This window comes from Pseudomonas sp. L13, from assembly GCF_009935965.1.
GTDB lineage: Bacteria > Pseudomonadota > Gammaproteobacteria > Pseudomonadales > Pseudomonadaceae > Aquipseudomonas > Aquipseudomonas lactis.
Window position 1 is genome coordinate 81,168 of the sequence record NZ_QODJ01000002.1, and the last position, 19,825, is coordinate 100,992.

The window sequence follows — 19,825 nt, forward strand, 5'->3', positions numbered from 1 at the left end:
GGCCCTACCTCCTGTGGGAGCTGGCTTGCCTGCGATGGCATCAACTCAGTGTCACTGATACACCGAGTCGTCTGCATCGCAGGCAAGCCAGCTCCCACCAAAAAGCGGCGCCCTTTGTTTGACAAATATCCTTACAATTGCGCTTTGTTAGCTGCCTAAGCAAGGATTCTGCAATGCAAGCCGCCAACCCTCGCAAGGGGTACATCCTGGGCCTTAGCGCCTATGTCATCTGGGGTCTGTTCCCGCTCTACTTCAAAGCCATCGCCAGCGTGCCCGCCGCCGAGATCATCGTGCACCGCGTGTTGTGGTCGGCACTGTTCGGTGGGCTGTTGCTGATGGTGTGGAAACACCCCGGCTGGTTTCGCGAACTGCGCGACAACCCCAAGCGCCTGGCGATCCTGGCCCTCAGTGGTTCGTTGATTGCCGCTAACTGGCTGACCTATGTGTGGTCGGTGAACACCGGGCGCATGCTTGAAGCCAGCCTGGGTTACTACATCAACCCACTGGTGAATGTGCTGCTGGGCATGCTGATCCTCGGCGAGCGCCTGCGTCGTTTGCAGTGGGTGGCTGTCGGGTTGGCTGCGGCGGGTGTGGCGCAGCAGGTGTGGCAGGTCGGTAGCCTGCCGTGGGTGTCGTTGGCGCTGGCGCTGACGTTCGGCTTCTACGGTTTGATCCGCAAGCAGGCGCCGGTCAAGGCGCTGCCAGGGCTGGTGGTGGAAACCTGGATGCTGGTACCCATTGCCATCGCCTGGTTGCTGTTCAACCCCACCGCCCACAGCGCGCAACTGGCGTTCTGGAGCACCTCCGAAGCCTGGTGGCTGGTGGCCGCAGGCCCGGTGACGCTAATTCCCTTGGTGTGCTTCAACGCCGCTGCACGGCATTTGCCCTACACCGCCCTGGGCTTTTTGCAGTATGTGGCGCCGACGCTGGTGTTGCTCGAAGCCGTGCTGTTGTTCGGTGAACACCTGGCGCCGAGCACGTTGATTGCCTTCGCCTTCATCTGGGCCGGGCTGGTGGTGTACAGCCTGGATGCCTGGCTGACCGTGCGCAAACGCTGATCAAATAACGTACAAACCTCTGCAAGCCACAGCATTCGGGGCTTGCAGCGTTCCACCCCAAGGTTATCCACAACCTGATCCCCGCCATTTGTGCACAAGCCCTTGAAACTGCTCGTTTTTTGCTCAACTTGCGCAGATGCCCGGCGGGCGTGGCCTGGCGTCGGGTCTCTACAGGTTATCCACAGGCCCATGCAAGATTTCGATGCATAACCTTATGGATCTTTATTCTTCCTGACGCAACTCCACCATCAAGTCATCGGCCAGGGTTTCCAGAGCCTCTTGCAAGGTTTCCAGCGACAGCGTGGCCGGCACTTGCAACAACGCCTCGGCGTTGAACAGCGGATCACCACTCATGGGCGCCGGGCGCACATCGGTACTCAGGCGTTCCAGGTTGACACCCTGCTGGCTCAACAGCGCGGTGATCTCACGCACGATGCCCGAGCGGTCATTGCCCACCAGGGTCATCAGGATCGGCTTGGACGCTGATGCCTGGCCGCTGCTGCCCTCACCCACCAACACGCGAATGCCGTGGGTGGATAAATCCTCCAACGATCCCACCAATGCCTGGCGCTGCTCGCTCGGCACGCTCACCCGCAGGATCCCGGCAAACTGCCCGGCCATGTGCGCCATGCGGCTTTCCAGCCAGTTACCGCCGTGGGTGGCAATGTTCTGTGCGATGCGTTCAACCAGGCCGGGTTTGTCGGCGGCGATAATAGTGAGTACAAGATGGTCCATGGCGAAATACCTCGGTGCTATTCCTGTAGGAGCGAGCTTGCTCGCGAAGGTCGTCAACGATAACGCGAAAAAACTGACACTTGCGGTGCTCTCAGGTTTTTCGCGAGCAAGCTCGCTCCTACAAAGTGGACGCGCGGTCGCTCGAAGACAAATCGTGTACCATTTTGATATTTATCTGGAACAATCTCATAGTTTTTTGAGAACATCCGGTTCTCCGCTGTGACCGTACGACCAAAGTGGGTCGCTAAACGACGTATTTAGTCTAATTTTCACAACCGCAAGTCATCATGTAGTATGCCCAACCGTGCACTACATAATGAAAATCTGAAAAAGCGCATAAGCTCCGCAGAGTGAGGCAAGCAATGACTGAACACGTTCAAGTCGGTGGCCTGCAGGTCGCCAAAGTCCTGTTCGACTTCGTGAACAACGAAGCCATTCCCGGTACCGGCATCACTGCCGACCAGTTCTGGGCCGGTGCCGACAAGGTCATCCATGACCTGGCTCCGAAGAACAAAGCCCTACTCGCCAAACGCGACGACTTCCAGGCGCGGATCGATACCTGGCACCAGACCCACGCGGGCCAGGCCCATGACCCGGTGGCCTACAAAGCCTTCCTGCAAGACATCGGCTACCTGCTGCCAGAAGCCGCAGACTTCCAGGCCTCGACCCAAAACGTCGATGACGAGATCGCACGCATGGCCGGCCCACAGCTGGTCGTGCCGGTGATGAATGCCCGCTTCGCCCTCAATGCCTCGAATGCGCGCTGGGGCTCGCTGTACGACGCGCTCTATGGCACCGACGCCATCAGCGAAGCCAACGGCGCCGAGAAGGGCAAGGGCTATAACAAAGTGCGTGGCGACAAGGTGATTGCCTTCGCCCGCGCCTTCCTCGACGAAGCTGCGCCGCTCAGCGCCGGCAGCCACGTCGATTCCACCGGCTACAAGATCGTCGATGGCAAGCTGATCGTCAGCCTCAAAGGCGGCAACAACAGCGGCCTGCGTGACGATGCCCAGTTGATCGGCTTCCAGGGCCCTGCGGCCGAGCCGATTGCAATCTTGCTCAAGCACAATGGCCTGCACTTCGAGATCCAGATCGACGCCAGCACCCCGGTCGGCCAGACCGACGCTGCCGGCGTCAAAGACGTGCTGATGGAAGCTGCGCTGACCACCATCATGGACTGCGAAGACTCCGTGGCCGCCGTGGACGCCGATGACAAAGTGGTGATCTACCGCAACTGGCTCGGCCTGATGAAGGGCGACCTGGCCGAAGAAGTGGCCAAGGGCGGCCAGACCTTCACCCGCACCATGAACCCTGACCGCGTCTACACCGGCGTGGATGGCAGCGACGTAACCCTGCACGGCCGTTCGCTGTTGTTCGTGCGCAACGTTGGCCACTTGATGACCATCGATGCGATCCTCGATAAAGCCGGCAACGAAGTGCCCGAAGGCATCCTCGACGGCCTGATCACCAGCCTGGCGGCGATCCACAGCCTCAACGGCAACAACACCCGCAAGAACAGCCGTACCGGTTCTGTGTACATCGTGAAACCGAAGATGCACGGCCCGGAAGAAGCCGCGTTCACCAACGAACTGTTCGGTCGCATCGAAGAGGTGCTGAACCTGGCGCGCAACACCCTCAAGGTCGGGATCATGGACGAGGAGCGCCGCACCACGGTCAACCTCAAGGCCTGTATCAAGGCGGCCAGCGAGCGTGTGGTGTTTATCAACACTGGGTTCCTCGACCGCACCGGCGATGAAATCCACACCTCCATGGAAGCCGGCGCGATGGTGCGCAAGGCGGCCATGAAGGCGGAAAAATGGATCGGCGCCTATGAGAACTGGAACGTCGATATCGGCCTGAGCACCGGCCTGCAAGGTCGTGCACAGATCGGTAAAGGCATGTGGGCCATGCCCGACCTGATGGCGGCGATGCTCGAACAGAAAATCGCTCACCCACTGGCCGGCGCCAACACCGCCTGGGTACCGTCGCCGACCGCCGCGGCCCTGCATGCGTTGCACTACCACAAGGTTGATGTGTTTGCCCGCCAGGCCGAACTGGCCAAGCGCGAGCGCGCCTCGGTGGACGATATCCTCACCATTCCTTTGGCCAGCAACACCGATTGGTCCGAAGAAGAGATCCGCAACGAGCTGGACAACAACGCCCAGGGCATCCTCGGCTATGTGGTGCGCTGGATCGACCAGGGTGTGGGCTGCTCGAAGGTGCCGGACATCAACGATGTCGGCCTGATGGAAGACCGCGCCACCCTGCGTATTTCCAGCCAGCACATCGCCAACTGGCTGCGCCACGGCATCGTCAACGAAGCTCAAGTGATGGAAAGCCTCAAGCGCATGGCGCCCGTGGTAGATCGCCAGAATGCCGGGGACGCGTTGTACCGCCCACTGGCTCCGGATTTCGACAGCAACATCGCGTTCCAGGCAGCGGTGGAGTTGGTGATTGAAGGGACCAAGCAGCCCAATGGCTATACCGAGCCGGTGTTGCACCGCAGGCGTCGGGAGTTCAAGGCCAAGAACGGCCTGTAATGGTAGGAGCGAGCTTGCTCGCGAAAAACGTCAACGATAACGCAGGCACCTTGGACAAACGCGGTGCCTGTGCATTCTTCGCGAGCAAGCTCGCTCCTACAGACACAAAAAAGCCCTGATCGAAAGACCGGGGCTTTTTTATCAGGTGTATCAGTTAGACCGCGTTGCCTGAATCGCAGGCAAGCCAGCTCCCACAGGGGAATGCATTTCAAATGTGGGAGCCGGGCTTGCCCGCGATGAGGCCAGGCCAGTCACCCCACACTCAGGGCACCATCCCTAACTCCCGCTTCACCAGCTTCGCCAACTTCACGCTATCGATCGGCTTGAGCAAAAAATCCACCACGCTCAAATGCATCGCATCAATCACATCCGGCGCCTCCGCGTCCCCCGACATGATGATGATCGGCAACGCCGCACGGGTGGACTCACGCACCTGGCGGATCAGTTCCAGGCCATTGCTGGGGGCCATGCGCAGGTCGGTGATCAATAAACCGATGGAAGTGCTTGTCTTCAACAAATCCCACGCCGCCTCGCCACTGTCGGCCGTCATGCAGCGAATACCGTCGAGCCCTAGGATTTCCGCCAACAGTTCACGCGCGTCCTTGTCGTCGTCCACGATCAATACGCGTTGGGGGGGTAAATCGGGCTCCAGCATCACGGCGCTCAGCGCCTCGCGCTCGGCATCACTCAAAATATCGTGGTCGGACATACGTTTCTCAGCAGTTCTCATCAATCTCCCAGCACACTCGTCAGACATCTGCGGAAGGGCGATCAATGTGCACTTCGTCGGAAAGTTTGCCTAGTGGGCGTTCTACGGGTTTTGGACGATTGTCATGTAAGGTTTTTCCCTAGTTTTGCGCGGTATTCCTCGACCTAGACTTACGTCCAATGGGCACCCACCGCGCAGGAGTCGACCATGCAGCACGATAATGACAAAAACACTGCGGTCACTGTTATGAGTAAAGCTGATGCATTCGCACAGGCGGGTAAAACCGCTGTGTTGCAGAACATCCACGGCACCCTGCAATTCCTGCAACGCTTCCCGCCGTTCAACCAGATGGAGCAGGCACACCTGGCCTTTCTAGTGGAACAGTGCCAGCTGCGTTTCTACGGCCCTGGGGACAGCATCCTCAAACCGTCGGGCGGCCCGGTCGAGCATTTTTATATCGTCAAGCAGGGGCGGGTCGTGGGTGAGCGGCCAGACTCGGCAGACACTACCTTTGAAATCGCCACCGGCGAATGCTTCCCCCTCGCCGCCTTGCTGGGTGAACGCGCGACCCGTACAGAACACAAAGCCGCTGAAGACACCTTTTGCCTGCAATTGAACAAACCGGCCTTTATCAAGCTGTTCGCGCTGTCCAACCCGTTTCGTGATTTCGCCTTGCGCGGGGTCAGCAGCCTGCTCGACCAGGTCAACCAGCAGGTACAGCAAAAAGCCGTGGAAACCCTCGGCACCCAATATTCCTTGAATACCCGCCTGGGTGAATTGGCCATGCGCCACCCGGTCACCTGCAGCCCGCACACACCGTTGCGCGAAGCGGTGACCTTGATGCACGAACAGCAGGTCGGAAGCATTGTGATCGTCAACGAACACAAGGCGCCCCTGGGCATCTTCACCCTGCGCGATCTGCGCCAGGTGGTCGCCGATGGCACCAGCGATTTCAGCCAGAGCATTGCCGGGCACATGACCCAGGCGCCGTTTTACTTGAGCCCGGAGCACAGCGCTTTCGATGCGGCCATCGCCATGACCGAGCGGCATATCGCCCATGTGTGCCTGGTGCAAGACCAGCGCCTGTGTGGCGTGGTCTCCGAGCGTGACCTGTTCTCCTTGCAGCGTGTGGACCTGGTGCACCTGGCCCGCACCATCCGCAACGCGCCCCGGGTGGAGAACCTGGTGGCGATTCGCGGTGAAATCGGCCAGTTGGTGGAGCGCATGCTCGCCCATGGCGCCTCATCCACCCAGATCACCCATATCATTACGCTGCTCAACGACCACACCGTGTGCCGGGTGATCGAGCTGACCCTCGCGGAAAAAGGCGACCCCGGCGTGCCCTTCAGTTGGCTGTGTTTTGGCAGCGAAGGCCGTCGCGAGCAAACGCTGTACACCGACCAGGACAACGGCATCCTGTTCGAGGCCAAGGACGCCGTCGAAGCCGCCGACTTTCGTGGCCGCTTGTTGCCCCTGGCGCAGCACATCAACCAAAGCCTGGCGCTGTGCGGCTTCAGCCTGTGCAAAGGCAATATCATGGCCGGCAACCCCGAGTTGTGCTTGTCCCGCGTGGAATGGGCGCGGCGCTTCGGCGCATTCATTCGTGAGGCGACGCCAGAAAACCTGCTGAGCTCAAGCATCTATTTTGACGTGCGCGTGGTGTGGGGCGACGAGCGCGGTTGCGAGCAACTGCGCCAGGGCATTCTCGATCAGGTGGCGGATAACCGTTTGTTCCAACGCATGCTGGCCGAGAACGCGCTGCTACGCCGCCCACCGGTGGGGCGTTTCCGCGAGTTCGTGCTGACCCGCAAAAATGGCGAAAAAGCCACCCTCGATCTCAAGGTGCAAGGCCTTACGCCCTTCGTAGACGGCGCGCGCCTGTTGGCCCTGGCCAATGGCATCCACGCCAACAACACCCTGGAACGCCTGCGCCAGTTGGTGGACAAGGCCGTGATCGAACCCCTGGATGGCGCCGCCTATGAAGAGGCCTACCACTTTATCCAGCAGACCCGTATGCAGCAGCATCAATTGCAGACCCGCGAGAACCTACCCTATTCCAACCGCGTCGACCCCGACAGCCTCAACCACCTGGACCGGCGCATCCTGCGTGAGTCCCTGCGCCAGGCCCAACGCCTGCAAAGCAGCCTGAGCTTGCGGTATCAACTGTGAGTTTGTTTGGCTGGCTGCGCGCCAAAAAGCCTGGGCTCAACGCTGCGCAACAGCAGCGCCTGGAGCAGTTACCCAAGCCCGCCGAACTGGGCAACGGCCCATTGCGCAGCCAGCGCTGGGTGGTGGTGGACCTGGAAACCAGTGGCCTGAACCTTCACCGCGACCAGGTACTGTCGATCGGCGCCGTGGTCATCGAAGACGGTGCGGTGGATTTCTCCCAACTGTTCGAACGTACCTTGCAGCGCACCGACACCAAGCTCAGCCCCAGTGTGCTGATCCACGGGCTGGGACCCAGTGCAATCGCCGCCGGCAGCGACCCGGCCGAGGCGTTGCTGGATTTCATGGCGTTCGTGGGCGACAGCCCTCTGCTGGCTTTTCATGCCCCGTTCGATCAACACATGCTGTGCCGGGCGCTCAAGGACAGCTTGGGGTCTCGCCTGGGCCATCCGTTCCTGGATGTGGCTGACCTGGCCCCACTGTTGTGCCCTGAAGCGCATATCCGCGAGGCCGGGCTGGATGATTGGCTCAACCACTTCAGGCTACAGGCCGGCGAACGCCACCACGCCAGCGCCGACGCATTGGCGACGGCGGAGCTGATGCTGATCCTGTTCAGCCGTGCGCGGCAGCAACAGATCGACACGCCGCAGGCGCTGCAAGAGCGTTTGGCCCAATGGAAACGGCGCAAACAGGCGCCATCGTTTTAATGTCATCACCCGACAGACGCCAATTGCGCCCACCCCACGCCTCTGCGACAATCGCGAATAATTCTCGTTAGTTTAAACCTCTTGTTTATTCGGTGATGCCTTGTCGTCGGTCCAGACCCCACGCAGTGAGCTTGTTGGTGCGTTATATCGCGACCACCGTGGCTGGCTGTTGGCTTGGCTGCGACGTAACGTGGCGTGCCCGAGCCGTGCCGAAGACCTCAGCCAGGACACCTTCATGCGCCTGCTGGGCCGTGATGAGTTGCGCGAGCCCCGCGAACCGCGGGCGTTCCTGGTGGCGATCGCCAAGGGTTTGCTGTTCGACTACTTCCGTCGTGCAGCGTTGGAGCAGGCCTACCTCACCGAATTGATGCTGATCCCGGAAAGCGAACAGCCTTCGCCGGAAGCCCAGCAACTGATCCTCGAAGACCTCAAGGCCATCGACCGCCTGCTCGGCAAACTGTCGAGCAAGGCCCGCGCCGCGTTTCTTTATAACCGCCTCGACGGCCTGGGCCACGCCGAAATCGCCCAGCGCCTGGGCGTGTCGGTGCCCCGCGTGCGCCAATACCTGGCCCAGGGCATTCGCCAGTGCTACATCGCACTGTATGGCGAGCCGTCGTGACCGCCATCGGCTCCAAACCGGTGTCGTCGCGCGTGCTGGATGCCGCGATTGCCTGGCAACTGTCCCTCGATTCTGGCAACGGCAGCGCGGTGGAACAGGAAGAGTTCAGCAAGTGGCTGGCCAGCGATGAGGAACATGCGCGCGCCTGGCGCCAGTTGGGCATGCTCGACCAGCGTTTCAGCGTGGCCGCGGGCCCGGCCCGGGCGGCGCTGCTGCAATCGCGCCACGGCGTCCGCCAGCGCGTGCGCAAACTGGGCCGGGGCCTGGCCAGTATCGTGCTGGTGTGCGGCCTGGCGCTCTTTGCCGGGGAGCGTTACGTACCTATCCACTATTGGCTGGCCGACCAACGCACCGCCACCGGTGAGCAACGCATGCTGAAACTGGCGGACGGCACGCGGGTCAACCTCAACACCCACAGCGCCATTGATGTGCGCTTCGACGAAACACGCCGCTTGATCGTGTTGCAGGCAGGCGAAATCCTCGTCGAAACCGGCCACGACGATTCACGCCCCTTTTATGTACAAACCCGCGACGGCAGCCTGCGGGCACTGGGTACCCGATTTATCGTCAAGCGCGAAGACGACGCCACGCGCCTGAGTGTGTTGCAGTCGGCCGTGGCCGCCCAGCCCGAGGCGTTGCACCAGGAGCAGGTGTTCAAGGCGGGTCAGCAGGTGCTGATGCGCAGCGACGGCCTAGGCCCGCTGCTGGCCGTCACCCCGGCCACCGATGCCTGGACGCGCGGCATGCTGGTGGTCGACAACGCCCGGCTGGGGGATGTGATCGAGGAATTGGCGCGCTATCGCCAAGGCTATCTAGGGGTGGATAAGTCCGTCGCTGATTTGCGCATCACCGGCAGTTTCCCGCTGCACGACACCACGTTGGCATTGAATGCGTTGTTGCCGACCTTGCCGGTGCAGATCGAGCAGCACACGCCGTGGTGGGTGACCGTCAAGGGTAAGCCTTAGGGTCTGCAGCGCCTGGACGATTGCTATCGCAGGCAAGCCAGCTCCCACATTTTGAATTGCGAACACCATCAACTGTGGGAGCTGGCTTGCCTGCGATGAGGCCCTCAAGCACACCTCGGTAAAATATTTTCACTTGGCCCTATCACTTTTCGCTTCTCGCTCGGCACCTAGGCAATTGAGAAATATTTCCATTCAGGAGCCGCCCTTATGTCCCGCACGCTAGACACCTTGTTGCGCCCCAGCCTGTTAGCCGTGGCGATCGCCCTCAGCGCCCCGCTGGCCAGCACTACGCTGTATGCCGCAGAACAAGCCTTGAGCGTGCGCGCCTATAACCTGCCCGCTGCGCCCCTGGCCACCACCCTGAACCAGATCGCCAGCCAGGCCGGCCTGGCCCTGACCCTCAACCCCGCACTCGCCGCCGGCAAGACCTCGGCGCCGGTCAAAGGCCAGTTCGATGCGCAGGGCGCGTTGCGTGAAGCGCTGCGGGGGACGGGGTTGCAGTTGGAGCAGAGCACAGCGGGGACTTTTACCTTGGCCGCGATTCCGCAAGGGGTTGTGGCGTTGCCCGAGACCAGCATCGTTGCCCAGGGTAACTATGAAAGTGCTTGGGGGCCGGTGGAGGGCTACCTGGCAAAGCGCACCGCGGCTGGCACCAAGACCGACACCGCACTGGTAGAGGCACCACGCTCGATCTCGGTGGCCACCCGCGAACAGATGCAAGACCGTAACGTCCAGAACCTCGACGATGCGGTCAAGTACATGCCCGGCATCGTCTCCGCCAGCTACGGCAGCGATACCCGTTACGACTGGATGCGTGTGCGTGGCTTTGAGCCCACCCAGTTCCTCGACGGACTGCCGCTGCCCCGTGGCGTCTACGCCAACCCGAAAGCCGAAACCTGGAACCTCGACCGCCTCGCCTTGCTGCGCGGTCCGGCCTCGTCAGTCTATGGCCAGACCCCTCCGGGCGGCCTGCTGGATATGGTCAGCCGCCGCCCCAGCGCTGAATCGAGCCACGCTATCCAGATGCAATACGGCAGTGACAACTACCGCCAGATCAATTTCGAAAGCACTGGCAAGATCGATGATGAGGGCCAGTTTCTCTACAGCGTTGGCGGTGTCGTGCGCGATGCTGGTACCCAGGTCGATCACATCGACAACAAGCGCTACAACATCGCACCGAGCTTGACCTGGAATATCGACACCGATACCAAGCTGACCTTGCTGTCACAGTTCACCCGTGACGATACCGGCACCACCAGCCAGTTCCTGCCGATCCAGGGCACCAAAATCAAATCACCGCTAGGCGAGGTTTCCCACCACAAGAACCTCGGCGACCCGGACTACGACTTCTACGACCGCACCTACTACGCCTTGGGCTACGCGTTCGAGCACCGCTTCAACGATACCTGGCAATTCAAGCAGAACCTGCGCTACACCAAATCCGAGTTGGCATTCCAGCAACTGACGGTAGGCTCGTTTGCCTTTTCCCCCGCCGATGCCAATGGCGACATAAGCCGCTCTTCGACCAATGTGGACGAGGACATCAGCCAGTTCGCGGTGGACAACAATTTCCAGGCTGACTTTGCCACCGGCGACATCTCCCACACCCTGCTGCTGGGTCTGGATCATCAACGCACCGACACCTCGTACCTGGCGATTTTCGGCGACGGTGGCACCACGAACATCTTTAATCCGGTCTATGGGCAGCCGATCGTGCGCCCGGCGCGCTCCACCGCGTTCTACGATTACAACCAGAAAACCGTGCAGACCGGCCTTTACGTGCAGGACCAGATGGCCCTGGACAACTGGCGCCTGACGCTTGGTGGTCGTGAAGACTGGGTGCACCAGGGCACCACCTACTTCAACAAGAACGACGCGACCAATACCGACCGCAGTAAGAATTTCAGTGGCAACGCGGCGCTGAGCTATGTGTTCGACTCGGGCTTTGTCCCCTACCTCTCGTACGCCGAGTCGTTCCAGCCTGCGAGCAACGCCAGCGTCGACCCCCTCCAGTCGTTCAAGCCGACGGAAGGCAAGCAGTGGGAGTTGGGGATCAAATACCAGCCACCCGGCTCCAACACCCTGCTTAGTGCGGCGGTCTACGACCTGACCCAGAAGAACGTACAAGTCACCAGCTTCCAGTCTGGTGGCGCCTCCTTGACCGACCAGACCGGAGAAGTAAAGGTCAAGGGGCTGGAGCTGGAAGCCGTGTCTGATGTGACCGAAAACCTCAAGGTCATCGCGGCCTACACCTTGGCCAAGTCTGAGGTGCAAAAAGGTCAGTACAAAGGCAACCGCCTTCAACTGATGCCTAACCAACAAGCGTCCTTGTGGACCGACTACACCTGGCACACCGGCGCCCTCGACGGTTTCGGTATCGGCTTCGGCGCCCGCTACACCGGCAACACCTACGGCGACCAGGCCAATACCTGGGCCGGCAAGGCCAACGCCTACACCGTGTTCGATGGCTCCGTGCATTACGACCTCGGTCGCCTGGACAACAGTCTCAAGGGTGCGTCGGTGAAAGTGAACGCGACCAACCTGTTCAACAAGGACTACATTTCCACCTGTGATGGCTCCTATTGCTACTTCGGCGACCAACGCAGCGTAGTCGCCAGCGCCACCTACCAGTGGTAATCAGCTGAGTTAACAGCCAGGCCGCCCCACCGGGCGGCTTTGGTGCATCTGAAGGCTAGACAATGAAAAGCAAAACCATCCGCCGCTGGTCCTTCATCCACACCTGGACCAGCCTGATCTGCACCGTATTCCTGCTGCTGCTCGCCCTCACTGGCCTGCCGTTGGTGTTTCACCACGAGATCGACCACCTGTTGGGCAATGAGCCCGAACTGGCGCAGATGCCTGCCGATACGCCCCGGCTCAACCTCGAGCAGCTAGTAGCCAAAGCCCAGGCCCATCGCCCCGGCGAGGCCATGCAGTACCTGGCCTGGGACGAGGACGACAAGAACGGCGTGATCGCGATCATGGCGGCCACAGCCGGCACGGAGCCGAACTCGTCGCACACCTTCATGCTCGATGCCCGCACTGGCGAAACCGTCGAAATGCCGTCTGCCAATGGGGGCTTTACGCTGTTCCTGCTGCGCCTGCATGTGGATATGTTTGCCGGGCTGCCGGGCAAGTTGCTGCTGGCGTTCATGGGCGTTCTGTTTGTGCTGGCGATGATCTCGGGCACGGTGTTGTACCTGCCGTTCATGCGCCGTTTGAAGTTCGCCACGGTGCGCCAGGACAAGTCCACTCGCCTGCGCTGGCTCGACCTGCACAACCTGATCGGCGTGGTCACCTTGACCTGGGCGCTGGTGGTGGGGGTGACTGGCGTGATCAGCGCCTGCGCCGACCTGATCATCGCCGCCTGGCGCCAGGACAGCCTCAGCGCCATGATCGAACCCTACAAGAACGCCCCGCCGCTAACCCAGCGCGCACCCGCCACCGAGCTGTTGAGCATTGCCGCCAAGGCCGCACCGGGTATGGAGCCGGACTTTATCGCCTTCCCCGGCACGCGCTTCTCCAGCGAACATCACTACGCTGTGTTCATGAAAGGCAGCACCCACCTGACCTCCCACTTGCTGACGCCGGTACTGATCGACGCCAGCACCCTGGCCGTCACCGCCATCGCCGAACGGCCGTGGTACATGGATGCCATGGGCATGTCCCAACCCCTGCATTTCGGTGATTACGGCGGCATGCCGATGAAAGTCCTGTGGGCGGTGCTGGATGTGTTGACCATCATCGTGCTGGTCAGCGGCATTTACTTATGGGTCGTGCGGCGCAAGGCGTCCAAGGTATGAAGCCGCGGCAGTCGAATTTCTGGAAGGTCTTTGCCATACCATTGGGGATTGGCCTGCTCAGTGCCGCCGGGTTGTTTGCGGCGCTGCTGGGGGATGGGTGGTGGGATTCGTTGAGTTGGATCGGGTTGGGCATACCCGCGGCCATTGCCGTCTACAAACTACTGTAGGAGCGAGCTTGCTCGCGAAAAACCCGAGAGCACCGCGTTAAACCAGGCGAGCTGCGTTATCGTTGGCGTTATTCGCGAGCAAGCTCGCTCCTACAGAGGAATGCCCATGTCCGCGCCCAGCATGACCTTGTTCCACAACCCCGCTTCGCCATTCGTGCGCAAAGTCCGCGTGCTGCTGATCGAGACCGGCCAACAGGACCGCGTGGCCCTGCACGCTTGCATGCCCACACCGGTCACCCCGGACGCCGATGTGGTGCAAGGCAACCCCACCGGCAAGATCCCGGCCCTGCGCCTGGCCGACGGTTCGGTATTGCACGACAGCCGGGTGATCCTCGATTACTTCGACTACCAGCATGTCGGCAACCCGCTAATCCCCCGCGACGGCTCGGCCCGCTGGCGGCGCCTGACCCTGGCCTCGATGGCTGACGGCATCATGGATGCCGCCGTACTGGTGCGTTACGAGACCGCCATGCGCCCGCCAGAAAAACACTGGGCGCCCTGGCTGGACGAACAGCGCAACAAGATCCGCCGCGCGCTCGCCGAACTGGAGCGGGACGCCATTGCCGAACTGGCCAGCCACTTTGACATCGCCGCCATCAGCGTGGCCTGTGCCCTGGGCTATATCGACTTTCGCCATCCGGATCTGCAATGGCGCTCGGACAACCCCAAGCTCGCTGCCTGGTACGCCGAGGTCAGCCTGCGGCCTTCGATGCAGCAGACTCAGCCGCCTCTGTAGGAGCGAGCTTGCTCGCGAAAATCGTCAACGATAACGCGGGTCGTCTGGTTAAAGGCGGTGTCCTTGCGTTCTTCGCGAGCAAGCTCGCTCCTACAGTGGAAGGTGGCGTTGGTGAGGAAGTTGACCATCTTCGCTTTCATTTGCTGGTCTTCGCGCAGTCCGATCATTGCCCCTCCTCCACCTTACGCTTACCCACCCCATACCAATCCAGCTTGCGCGTCAGCACCATCACCGTGCCCAGCAGGCCAAACAGCAACAGCGAGCCCATCAACAGCGCGTAATCCTCGGCACTGAGCAACCCGTACAGCAAGCCATACAGCGCCGCCAGCCCAGCCGAAAACCCCAGACCGTGGGCAACGCTGCGCAGCACATGGCACACGTAGAAACCAATCAACAGCACACAGGCGCTGGCGGATATGAGGTAGGCCAGGGCAAAGCCCAGATGCTCGGACAACGACAACAGCAGCAGGTAGAAGAACGCCAGCGCGACGCCCACCAAGGCGTACTGGATCGGGTGCACCGCCAGACTCTTGAGCACCTCGAAGAGGAAGAAGCCGGCAAAGGTCAGGGCGATAAACAACAGCGCATATTTAATCGCCCGGTCGCTCTTGAGGTACTGGTCTACCGGGTCGATGAAGTTCACACCAAAGCTGCGGTTGCTGAAGTTTTCACAGCCTTGCCCGTCCAGACAATTCTGCAGGGCTTGTTTTAGGTTGGTGGAGAAGAATGTCGTCTGCCAATTGGCGCTGAAGCCCTGGTCGGTGACTGCACGTTGAGCCGGCAGGAAGTTGCCGATAAAGCTCGGGTGGGGCCAGTTGGACGCCAGTGACACCTGGCTGGTCTTGCCCACGGGCACCACTTGCAGTTGCTCGGTGCCTTGCAGGCGCAGGTCGAAGGCGAACTCCACCACGGCGGGTTTCTTGCTGTCCTGCTCGGGCAACGTCACATGCACACCCTCGCCCAGCCAATCGACTTGGGAACCCGGCGAGAACTCCAGCCGCTGCTCTCCCAGTTCCAGCTTCAGCGCGTTTTCAATGCCGCGAATATCACTGATGCCCACCGCCAGAAACGCCGGCTCAAAGCGGTAATCGGCAAAGTCTTCGGTGATCCCCAACTGCGCAGGCAGCTCGAAACGCCCGCTGATACGGTTGTCGGCATGGAACAACCGCGCCTGGTAGATACCCCGCGAGCGCAGTTCGGTTTGCACCTTGCCGTCGAGCTCAAACCGGTCCGGCAGGAAATACAGACGGCCGCGTTCTTCACGGGTTTCTTCGTAGCGTTTGTTGAGTTTTTCATTGAGCTTCCACTCACGCACGGTCTTGCGATACGGCACCACCATCACCGGCCCGGTGAGGCGCTGGGCAAAGCTTGAGCTTCTGGCAATGTCCATCAACACGCCGTCGCGCAGTTGCTGGCGGTCGCTGATGATGCCGTTGATCATCAGCAATGGAATCAGCAACAGCAGGATCAGCAGCGCAATCGCGCCCAGTTTGAAAAGCAGGTTGCGGTTCATGGGTCTCTCCCTGTTTTGATGGGGAGAGTCTGCCCAGCCGGTATGGGGGATTTATGTGGGCAATGTGGAGACTGTGTGGAGATGCAGCACCGCTTGCACGCCGCCTGGCACATTGCCGATCTGCAGGGTGCCGCCGTGCAGCTTCATCACTTCTTCGACAAAGTTGAGCCCCAGGCCCGTACTTTTGCGCCCGCTGGCCGGGCGCGGCAGCGAGTAGAAGCGCTCGCTCAGGCGCGGCAAGGCGTAATCGGGAATCGCCTCGGCCTGGTTGAACAGGCTGACCTGCACCTCGTGATGCTGCACCTGGGCGCTGAACCTCAGCGTGCCGCCGGGCGGGGTGAAATCCAGGGCGTTGTCCAGCAGGTTGCCCAAAGCCTGGCGCAGCAGGAAGGGTTCGCCAAACACCTTCACATCAGCGGCGATGGCCTGTTCGACGTGCAAGCCGGCGCCTTCGATCCGCGCACATTGAGCCTTGAGCACATCCTCAACCAGCGCGGCCAAAGGAATGCTCGACTGCTCCTCCAGCCCCTGGCGCTGCTCCACCTGGGCCAGGTTCAACAGGCGTTCGATCAGCTGCTGCAGGCGCGCGCTTTCGCTGTCGATATTGCCGACAAAACGCTGCTGCTGCTCGCGGCTCATGTCGCCCTGCAACAGCTCCGCCGCGCCGCGAATCGCCGCCAACGGGCTTTTCAATTCATGGGTCAGGGTATGCACGTAGCGCTCTACGTAAGCCTTGCCTTCCAGCTGCGTGCGCATGTGTTCCACGGCGGTGGATAACTGCTTGAGCTCGCCGCCGCGATAATGCGGCAACTCGGCGCGGCGGCCCTCGCTCACGGCTTCGGCATAGGCGGTAAGGCGTCTGAGGGCCGCCGTCAGCCACCACGACAATAGCGCGCCCAGCAGCAGCCCCAGGGTGACCAGCCCGGCGCCGTACCACAGCAGGCGCCGCTCGGTGCGATCCACGTAGGGTTGCAACGAGCTGTTGGGCTTGGCCACGGTGACCACGCCGATGATCTGGCCGTTATCGCGAATCGGCGCCCCCACGTGCATCACTGATGAAGTCGGGTCGTCCACGTCGCTGCGGGTGGAGCGCGCGCCGTATTCGCCCCGCAGCGTCAGGTATACGTCGTTCCATTTCGAATAGTCCTGGCCCACCGCTTCACCGCTGGAGTCGAGCAATACCCTGCCCTTGGCGTCGGTCACGTAGATGCGATGGTTGACCTGGTTCTTCGGCAGCCCCCAGATCACCGCACCCGGTTGACGGTTGCCATAGGCCTTGAGCAGCGCTGGCCAATGACTCTGGCCGAGGGTGCCGTTCTTTACGTCCTCGCGCAGGATCTCGGCCAACAGGTTGGCGGTGTCCACCAATGTTTCTTCGGTGGACTGGCGCACGCCGGGGCGGATTTCCTTCATCACGGTGTTGAGCACGAAGTAACCCGTGAGGCCGATAAACAGCGCATACACCAGGAAAATCCGCAGCCCCAGGCGCATCAGCTGTGGCTCGGGCTGTAGCTATAACCGAGGCCACGATGGGTCTGGATCGGCTCGGCGTCCGCCGCCACACTCCGAAGCTTGCTGCGCAGGCTTTTGATATGGCTGTCGATATTGCGCTCGTAACCGGCATCAAAGGGTACGCCCACCGCGTCCAGCAGTTGCTCGCGGCTGAACACGCGCTCGGGTTGGTCCAGCAGACTTTGCAGCAGGCGGAACTCATGACGCGTGAGGCTCAAGGGTTGGCCGCGATAGAGAATCTGCATGCGCTCCAGGTCTATCTGGAACAGCGTCGGCGCCACACCCGGGCCGACCCGTTTGAGAATTGCCCGGACCCGCGCCGCCACTTCTCGTGGGCTGAAAGGCTTGACCACGTAATCATCGGCACCGATCTCCAGCCCCACCACCCGGTCGATCTCGGCATCCCGGGCACTGAGGAACATCACCGGCACTTCGCTGAAGCGGCGCAATTGCTTGCAGGTTTCAAAGCCGGTGATGTCCGGCAGGCCGATGTCGAGAATGACCAGGTCGGCCGGGGTCTGGCGCTGATGCTCCAGCGCCGCCTGGCCCAGGGTCAACCAGGTGGTGGTGAAGCCTTCGCCTTGCAGGGCAAAGATCAGCGTGTCGGCTATTGCCGCTTCGTCTTCGACAATCAGGATGTGCGGCATGGGCTCAATCAGCAGTTCGGTTTGTCGGCAGTGTAACGACGCGCCGGGTTTACCGCAGCACCAAACTCACGCAGGGCCTTGGCGCCAATCAGCAGTGGGTAGTTGAAACTGCTGCGGTCAGTAAGGTTGACCTCGACGGTACGCTTGACGTCGCCCAGGCACATTTCCAGGTCGATCACCGGGCGCTTGGCCACGCTGGCTTCGTCCTTGTCATCATCTTCGTCGGCGCGGCTCTTGATCTTGCTGATGCGCGACACCTTGTGCTCATAGACCTTGTTACCGGCGCCTTCACCGCCGAGGCGGAAGCGCACCCAGTCATCGCCGTCGCGCTGAAAGGTTTCAATGTCGCGGGCCGACAGCGAGGCGGTCAGCGCACCGGTGTCCATCTTGGCCTTGAAGGTCTGGCCAATCTCCGGCAACTGGATGTATTCGTAGCGACCGTAAAGGGTCGGCTCGGCCGCCATGACAGGTACGGCAACCAGGGCGAACGCGGCAAGGAGTAATTTCACGGCAGGATTTCCTCGAAAGAAGTGGGCGCAGTCTAGACCGCAAACACAGCACTTAGTTGGATGACCGAGCATATCGCGCACAGTGTGAAACATTCGTCGGGCATTTTGCGATTTGGCCTCTAGACTCACCTTGCTTATCATGGCCCGCCCACAGAATTCCAAGAGTTGCTTATGCGCCGCCTGCTCACCGGCTGTCTGGTTACACTGCTGCTGTTACTCAACACGCTGATCCTGATCGGCCCCTTGATGCTCTTCGCCCTGCTCAAGCTCGTGGCGCCAGGGCGCTCGCGCGACTATGCCTCATGGGCGGTGATGTGGATCGCCGAGACCTGGGCCGAGATCGACAAGCTGATCTTCGCCGCGTACATCCCCACCCAATGGGATATTCGCGGTGGCGAGGACCTGCGCGGCGATACCTCTTACCTAGTGATCAGCAACCACCAATCCTGGGTCGATATTCCCGCACTCATCCAGGCATTGAACCGGCGCACGCCGTTCTTCAAGTTCTTCCTGAAAAAAGAACTGATCTGGGTGCCCTTCCTCGGCCTGGCCTGGTGGGCGCTGGATTACCCCTTCATGAAGCGCTACACCAAGGCGTTCCTGGCCAGGCACCCGGAGCTGGCGGGGCAGGATTTGAAGATCACCAAAGAGGCCTGCGAGCTGTTCAAGCGTCAGCCGGTCACCGTGGTCAATTACCTGGAGGGTACGCGGTTCAACGAGGCCAAGCGTACGCAACAGGCTTCACCGTTTACTCGATTGCTCAAGCCCAAGGCGGGCGGCGTGGCCTTTGTGCTGGCGGCGATGGGCGAACAGCTGGACGCGATCCTCGACGTGACCGTGGTGTACCCGCAGCAAAAGATTCCGGGGTTCTGGGACTTGATCAGCGGCGCGGTGCCGAAGGTGATCGTGGATATCCGCACCCGCGAATTGGACCCGGCGTTGTGGCAAGGGGATTACGAGAATGATCCGGCGTTTCGCCAGACCGTCCAGAACTGGGTCAACCAGCTCTGGACGGAAAAGGACCGTCGAATTCAGGAATTGCTGGAAAACGGCAGGGTAGAACACGAGAGCCAGCGATGACCGCCTGATCCCGAAATGCTACGAAATCTGACTATAAAAAACGCGAAGCGACCGCTCGAGCCAAGCCGTTGAAGACAGTTGCCATCGGCGCGGCATTGTCTATTCCACCCTGCACGATAAAGCGAAGGTCAGGCGACTGGGCTTGGACATTTTCTTGGGAGTGACCTGCTGAGAATGTGTAACTGCTATAGCTAACCCCCATCTGTGCAAGGCGTGATCGCAAGGCGTCATCCGTGTCGTCGCGCCGGAGCGGAGGCGGATTGAAATAGTGTTTGCTGTCTGGAATCTGTGTCTCTTTTATATTCAAAACGCCACCACTCATAGGCTATTCGCTATTCAAGGAAACCTTCCAAGGTCGT

At 60.9% G+C, this 19,825-nt stretch carries 19 protein-coding genes; 12 read left to right on the top strand and 7 right to left on the bottom strand.

The window, feature by feature from the left end:
* Positions 1 to 173: 173 nt before the first annotated feature.
* Entirely contained in the window at positions 174 to 1,058 is an 885-nt protein-coding gene (rarD, locus tag DK871_RS02070; protein WP_056783927.1) for an EamA family transporter RarD, read from the top strand.
* Between the two features lie 222 nt (positions 1,059 to 1,280).
* Here rarD and DK871_RS02075 read toward each other — a convergent pair whose 3' ends face one another.
* Positions 1,281 to 1,793, bottom strand: a complete 513-nt coding sequence (locus tag DK871_RS02075; protein WP_161903814.1) for a glycine cleavage system protein R — start codon at positions 1,791 to 1,793, stop codon at positions 1,281 to 1,283.
* Here DK871_RS02075 and DK871_RS02080 point away from each other — a divergent pair.
* Positions 1,792 to 2,016 carry a hypothetical protein gene (locus tag DK871_RS02080; RefSeq protein ID WP_161903815.1) on the top strand — a complete coding sequence of 75 codons (225 nt, stop codon included), beginning with the start codon at positions 1,792 to 1,794 and terminating at the stop codon, positions 2,014 to 2,016. The two genes, DK871_RS02075 and DK871_RS02080, sit on opposite strands and share 2 nt — an antisense overlap.
* Positions 2,017 to 2,155: 139 nt before the next feature.
* Positions 2,156 to 4,333: a malate synthase G gene (locus tag DK871_RS02085; RefSeq protein ID WP_161903816.1), complete on the top strand. Its 2,178-nt coding sequence runs from the start codon at positions 2,156 to 2,158 to the stop codon at positions 4,331 to 4,333.
* Between the two features lie 262 nt (positions 4,334 to 4,595).
* On the opposite strand, the gene DK871_RS02090 is transcribed toward DK871_RS02085, so the two are convergent.
* A complete protein-coding gene (locus DK871_RS02090; RefSeq protein ID WP_161903817.1) occupies positions 4,596 to 5,042 on the bottom strand; it encodes a response regulator in 447 nt (148 codons plus the stop codon).
* Between the two features lie 246 nt (positions 5,043 to 5,288).
* On the opposite strand from DK871_RS02090, the gene DK871_RS02095 reads away from it, so the two are divergent.
* From DK871_RS02095 to DK871_RS02125, 8 genes are all read left to right on the top strand, one after another.
* Positions 5,289 to 7,211 carry a putative nucleotidyltransferase substrate binding domain-containing protein gene (locus tag DK871_RS02095; RefSeq protein WP_161903913.1) on the top strand — a complete coding sequence of 641 codons (1,923 nt, stop codon included), beginning with the start codon at positions 5,289 to 5,291 and terminating at the stop codon, positions 7,209 to 7,211.
* Positions 7,208 to 7,915: a PolC-type DNA polymerase III gene (locus DK871_RS02100; protein ID WP_161903818.1), complete on the top strand. Its 708-nt coding sequence runs from the start codon at positions 7,208 to 7,210 to the stop codon at positions 7,913 to 7,915. Before DK871_RS02095 ends, DK871_RS02100 begins: the two co-directional genes overlap by 4 nt.
* Positions 7,916 to 8,015: 100 nt before the next feature.
* Entirely contained in the window at positions 8,016 to 8,534 is a 519-nt protein-coding gene (locus tag DK871_RS02105) for an RNA polymerase sigma factor (RefSeq protein ID WP_003194824.1), read from the top strand.
* Positions 8,531 to 9,499 carry a FecR domain-containing protein gene (locus tag DK871_RS02110; protein ID WP_161903819.1) on the top strand — a complete coding sequence of 323 codons (969 nt, stop codon included), beginning with the start codon at positions 8,531 to 8,533 and terminating at the stop codon, positions 9,497 to 9,499. Before DK871_RS02105 ends, DK871_RS02110 begins: the two co-directional genes overlap by 4 nt.
* Before the next feature lie 207 nt (positions 9,500 to 9,706).
* Positions 9,707 to 12,136, top strand: a complete 2,430-nt coding sequence (locus tag DK871_RS02115; protein ID WP_161903820.1) for a TonB-dependent siderophore receptor — start codon at positions 9,707 to 9,709, stop codon at positions 12,134 to 12,136.
* Positions 12,137 to 12,198: 62 nt separating this feature from the next.
* Positions 12,199 to 13,302 (top strand): PepSY domain-containing protein, encoded by a 1,104-nt coding sequence (locus DK871_RS02120; RefSeq protein ID WP_161903821.1) that lies wholly within the window; start codon positions 12,199 to 12,201, stop codon positions 13,300 to 13,302.
* Positions 13,299 to 13,469 (top strand): hypothetical protein, encoded by a 171-nt coding sequence (locus DK871_RS28575; RefSeq protein WP_087149549.1) that lies wholly within the window; start codon positions 13,299 to 13,301, stop codon positions 13,467 to 13,469. The genes DK871_RS02120 and DK871_RS28575 overlap by 4 nt, the downstream gene beginning before the upstream one ends.
* A 106-nt stretch (positions 13,470 to 13,575) precedes the next feature.
* Positions 13,576 to 14,205, top strand: a complete 630-nt coding sequence (locus tag DK871_RS02125; RefSeq protein WP_161903822.1) for a glutathione S-transferase family protein — start codon at positions 13,576 to 13,578, stop codon at positions 14,203 to 14,205.
* Here DK871_RS02125 and DK871_RS29435 read toward each other — a convergent pair.
* From DK871_RS29435 to DK871_RS02150, 5 genes are read right to left on the bottom strand one after another with little or no spacing between them, the layout of a single operon-like run.
* A complete protein-coding gene (locus DK871_RS29435) occupies positions 14,190 to 14,372 on the bottom strand; it encodes a hypothetical protein (protein ID WP_161903823.1) in 183 nt (60 codons plus the stop codon). The genes DK871_RS02125 and DK871_RS29435 overlap by 16 nt on opposite strands.
* On the bottom strand, positions 14,369 to 15,718 hold the full coding sequence (gene creD, locus DK871_RS02135; protein ID WP_161903824.1) for a cell envelope integrity protein CreD: 1,350 nt from the start codon (positions 15,716 to 15,718) through the stop codon (positions 14,369 to 14,371). Before creD ends, DK871_RS29435 begins: the two co-directional genes overlap by 4 nt.
* Before the next feature lie 51 nt (positions 15,719 to 15,769).
* A complete protein-coding gene (gene creC, locus DK871_RS02140) occupies positions 15,770 to 17,209 on the bottom strand; it encodes a two-component system sensor histidine kinase CreC (protein ID WP_161903825.1) in 1,440 nt (479 codons plus the stop codon).
* A complete protein-coding gene (creB, locus tag DK871_RS02145) occupies positions 17,209 to 17,877 on the bottom strand; it encodes a two-component system response regulator CreB (RefSeq protein ID WP_161903826.1) in 669 nt (222 codons plus the stop codon). The genes creC and creB overlap by 1 nt, the downstream gene beginning before the upstream one ends.
* Positions 17,878 to 17,885: 8 nt before the next feature.
* Positions 17,886 to 18,386 (bottom strand): ATP-dependent zinc protease, encoded by a 501-nt coding sequence (locus tag DK871_RS02150; RefSeq protein ID WP_161903827.1) that lies wholly within the window; start codon positions 18,384 to 18,386, stop codon positions 17,886 to 17,888.
* A 171-nt stretch (positions 18,387 to 18,557) separates the two neighbouring features.
* Between DK871_RS02150 and DK871_RS02155 the strand changes: the two genes are divergently transcribed.
* Positions 18,558 to 19,466, top strand: a complete 909-nt coding sequence (locus DK871_RS02155) for an acyltransferase (RefSeq protein ID WP_161903828.1) — start codon at positions 18,558 to 18,560, stop codon at positions 19,464 to 19,466.
* The last annotated feature ends 359 nt before the right edge of the window (positions 19,467 to 19,825 follow it).